Source organism: Acinetobacter lwoffii, assembly GCF_024129115.1.
Classification (GTDB): domain Bacteria; phylum Pseudomonadota; class Gammaproteobacteria; order Pseudomonadales; family Moraxellaceae; genus Acinetobacter; species Acinetobacter lwoffii_T.
Map to the genome: position 1 here is coordinate 1 of NZ_JAMXXO010000045.1, position 4,357 is coordinate 4,357.

The 4,357-nt window shown below is 37.2% G+C and carries 4 protein-coding genes; 1 reads left to right on the top strand and 3 read right to left on the bottom strand.

Going from position 1 to position 4,357, the window contains the following annotated elements; genetic code table 11:
- Window positions 1-96 precede the first annotated feature (96 nt).
- On the bottom strand, window positions 97-567 hold the full coding sequence (locus NI470_RS15450) for a hypothetical protein (protein ID WP_179997526.1): 471 nt from the start codon (window positions 565-567) through the stop codon (window positions 97-99).
- The gene (gene mobQ / locus NI470_RS15455) at window positions 564-1,517 is read right to left on the bottom strand and encodes a MobQ family relaxase (RefSeq protein WP_180004498.1); all 954 of its coding nucleotides are present in this window, start codon (window positions 1,515-1,517) and stop codon (window positions 564-566) included. Before mobQ ends, NI470_RS15450 begins: the two co-directional genes overlap by 4 nt.
- A 213-nt stretch (window positions 1,518-1,730) precedes the next feature.
- On the opposite strand from mobQ, the gene NI470_RS15460 reads away from it, so the two are divergent.
- Complete coding sequence (locus NI470_RS15460; protein WP_180009818.1) at window positions 1,731-2,009, top strand: mobilization protein; 279 nt, start codon at window positions 1,731-1,733, stop codon at window positions 2,007-2,009.
- A 9-nt stretch (window positions 2,010-2,018) separates the two neighbouring features.
- Here the strand turns inward: NI470_RS15460 and repM are convergent, their stop codons facing one another.
- A complete protein-coding gene (gene repM, locus NI470_RS15465) occupies window positions 2,019-2,951 on the bottom strand; it encodes a replication initiation protein RepM (protein WP_179995818.1) in 933 nt (310 codons plus the stop codon).
- Window positions 2,952-4,357: the final 1,406 nt, after the last annotated feature.

A 4,357-nucleotide genomic window follows, 5' to 3' on the forward strand; every position in this document is an offset into this window, starting at 1 on the left:
TGAAATATGGCTTTTGCCATGTTTCAAAGTCGAGCCACTTTGCGACACTAAATATCTGATAGGTTTGGGAGGAGCAGAGCAAAGTACCAGCGGCAATTATTTAGGGTCAATCACACAATAATCGCCATTTTTCCCATAGCCACATTGTTTTGTCATCACTTTAACGCATGTTTTCCCATCACATTTTGATAGATCTAAACTGTATTTTTTCAGGTTGTTTACTTCCGATCTGCGCTGCTGGATTTCATCCATACTTGGGACAAATAAAAATAACGCCAAGAACAGCACCATTACCAACGCTACAAAGGCGCTGGCAAACACGGCAATAAATTGATAGTTAAGACGGCTAGTTGCTTTATCTAACTCCTCAATACGGCTCTTTAATGCCCCTATAGCTTGTTTATTTGTCTCCTGTAGTGACTTTTCAGCCTTATCTAGTACCCCACTAGCTACTTGGGTGTAAAATGTCTCTAATCGCTTCTTATCGTCTGCTATGGCTTCCCTGTATTCCTTCATCGAAGCTAATAAAATATATAACTGGTCGTCTAAATCGTTTTGATTGCTCATAGGGAAGGCCCATTTCTATTCATGCTTTTGCGTTGTTTCAGCTTCATAGCTTGTTCTTGCTGTAGCTTTAACCGCTTTTTATGTTCCAGTTCTAGGCGTTTAGCTTCTTGATCTTTCTTCCATTGCTCAAACCCTTGTTCAACACGGTTAAAACCCTGTTCTAAGGTCTTTTCCTTGTGCTGTTGTTGGTATTGGAGCTGCTGGCTGTTCTGCTGTTTGATTGTGTCGTTGAAACGGCTGATCTCAGTATCTATGCCTTTCCTACGCATCTGGGTGACTTTGCTGCCTTCATGTATGGTGGCTTGTAGCTGATTGCCCTGATCGGCATAGCTGCGGTGGTCGATTCTTTCCCGATACCCTGCATATTCCAGAGCATGATTGGCTAAGTTTGCCCAGGTGGCTCGAATCTGTTTAATTTCTTCCTGGCTTGTTCCCATGCCTAGGCTTTTTCTTTTGGTGTTACTTAGTTCAATTTCCGTTTTTTGAGTAAGGACTAATTTATTTTCAGGGTCCAATTCTGCTTTGCGAGTTGTTAGCAAGATATGTGCATGATGGTTTTTATCATCTCCACCTTTGCTGGGTGCATGAATCGCTAAATCTGCGACCACCCCATAGCGATCTACTAAGGACTTGGCGAAGTCTTTAGCGAGTTCCTTGCGTTGTTCTTCGTCCAATTCATCAGGTAAAGCAATAACCCATTCTCTAGCGGTTCTGGCATCTTTGCGGTTTTCCATTTTTTCCGCCAGATTCCAGAGTTCGGCACGATCAATTTGAGTATCTAAGTTCGAGATAATTTCGGTATAAGCCACACCTTCTTTTCTCGTAAAGTCGTGCGTTAATCCTGTCCGTTCATCTGTCAATTTTTCTCCTGCACGATAGGCCATAGATGCTACCGCAGTTCGTCCAGAACTTCGGTTAATGGTCTTGGTCGTACAGTGATAAATTGCCATGCCTTAGCCTTGTGATGGTTTTGCTTTTGCTTTTAAAAATTGCGTAGCAATTTTTTGGGGTTAAGGGGAATCCCCTTACGCAAACTTTGACTTGGATGAAATCCAAGTCGTAAGTGCGCATTTCATGAAAAACACGATAGCATATAGCCCGCTTGAATTTCAATTCATAGGGCCTTATGCTTGAGTGGTTTTCTATATCCCGAAATCTGAATCATGACAAAAGCTGCTGAAAATCTCGAAAAGAAAATTGAAGCCCAGTTGGAAAAGTTGAAACAGTTAAAGGCTCGTAAACAGGCTATCGAAGCTAGAGAAAAATCAAAACAAAAAGAGCAGGAAAGAAAAGATGATACTCGACGCAAAATTTTGCTCGGTTCTTATTTGATTAAAAAAATGAATGCCAATGAAGCCAATAAAGAAAAAATACTCGCTGAACTCAACGAGTATTTAACAGAAGACAGAGATAGAGAGTTATTTAATCTTAAGTGTAATTAGTTTTTATTTTTATACGTTAAAACCATGCTCTACAAGCAAAGGAAAGAACATTTCAAAGTGTCTTTTTTCTGCTAGCATTTCAGCTAAAAGTTGTCCGAATTGTTCATAATTTCCAGTACCAATTAAGTGGCTATACTCACTTTGTACACGCTCATCATAGGCAAGTTTAGATCCAAACTTAAGACGTTGTGAATCAGTCATTCGGTTAAAAAAATCTCCTATATTTTTGTCTTTTTTAACTTCAGTTCTTATTTGCTTTTGCTTAAATTTGAATGAAAAGCCTGTAATTGAACGCCCTTTTTTGTGTTGCTCATAAGTTGTTACGATGTCTGTATGTTCATTGATTTGTTTGATTGCTGGTTCTAATACACGCTTTTTGAAATCACACATCGCTGTATATTCAGTATTTTCAAGCCCAATTCTATTTCTAAAGTCACTTAACTCAATTTGTGGAACTTTGCCAACTTCGCGCCAAGCAATGATTAACTCATAAAGCCTAATAGCGTATTTACTTGTAAGCTGTGTGACCTGCTTAAGTTGATAACTAGTGAACTGTTGCTCAAGTCTTGTAATCAAAGGCACTACATCTGGTGCAAAAGTGATTTCTAATGTAGCTGAATCATCAATATATTTAATACGGCTTACCCATCTAGACTTAACAGTTCCTACATTTCCCTTTTTATCTTCTTCTTTAAATGAAAATTGACGATCAAACAGGTTTAGAACAGCACTTTTCAGTGCTTTGTAAGCACCATCGTTACTAACATTAAAACGACTAGCGTAATCATTAGCATGTATTTCTAACTTACTATCAGCAGTTATACCGTTACCTGTTTGTCTTGCATTAATGATTGCAAGAAGTATTAAGCGCTGTTCGGTTACTTCTAAATTATAACTAGCGTTCATTAATGCGTTATCTTTCACAACAAGCTCATTCTTCATCTTCAAAGCATATTATTATTCAAAGTAAGGACACTGTATAAAGTTATCATTAAAAGGTCAATATTAATTAAGTCCTTAAATCAAGACTAAATGTCCTTTTATAACCGACTAAATGTCCTTTTATAACCGACTAAATGTCCTTTTATAACCGACTAAATGTCCTTTTATAGGGCTTGAAACCCTTCTGTAGTAAGGGTTTAAGAGTGTCTAAAAGCATTTAAAAGCTTTAAAATATATATAAAAGCATAAGTGAGCATGGAAAACAGCCCTATGCCCTCGCTAAAGCTCGGACGTTTTAACCTCGCTAAAGCTCGGTTGAGGGGCTGTTTTTTTTAAATAGAAGTTGAGGATTTAATAAAAAAAGAAACTAGGCCTTCGCTTCGCTCAGTAATCTTTATGCTCGCTTCGCTCGTTTAGATTCTAATTAATACAGTTCGCACCCTTCGGGATGCTCTATATCTTTCGTTAAGAAGCAAAGGGGGGGCTTGTAATCAGGGAAAAGGCAGGGGCAAAATTTTAATGCCAGGTGATCGCTCGTAGACACTCGCTCGGTTCTTACTGGAATGAATTTAATTATTAAAATATCTAATTAAAACCGTAGAACATAAAAAATAGAAAAGTTGCCGCCCTGTTGCTCTATGATTCAAGGCGGCAATCTCTAATATAATGATATTGAAGGAAAAAACAGTTATATTATGTTAATTTTAAGAAAACTTCAGAACTGATCTACTTACTGATAATAAATGCTCTGCCTAAGCGTTTTAGTATTTTTTCGATAGTGGGTTCTAAGACTTCTGGAGTTAGATTTAGTTTAATTTCTACAGGATAAGAGGTTAATAACTCTTTGATAGGAGGCCTTTGTTCATCAGGCAGACACTCGATTAGAATCATTAGAACTTTAGGCTCGAAGCATCTTTTTGATGTGGCTTTGAGAGTTAGGCTAGGCATGGACCACCTAAGTTATAATATTTTATATAAGTACCACTATATCAGATATTTAAATAAAAAAAATCCCAGCAGGTGCAGTGCTGAGATTAGGCGCTTTCTGGGCTTAGTTATTATCGTTATCAAAAAAGTATAACTCAGTTTTTGCTTAATTAACTTTCTTTTTAACTAACTCCAATTTACTTAACTCTTGCCTTTTTTTCTGATCATTTTCGATCTTAATAACCATAGCTAAAATGAAAACCATTACTATAAAACTTAGGAAAATCAAATGTTTTCTCATTTTTAATTCCTTTTTTTAGTATCTAAGAGTGCCTTTATTCTTTGCAAATTGATATGACATAAAAAATCAAAATTTAGCTCGATGCTTTGAAATATGGCTTTTGCCATGTTTCAAAGTCGAGCCACTTTGCGACACTAAATATCTGATAGGTTTGGGAGGAGCAGAGCAAAGTACCAGC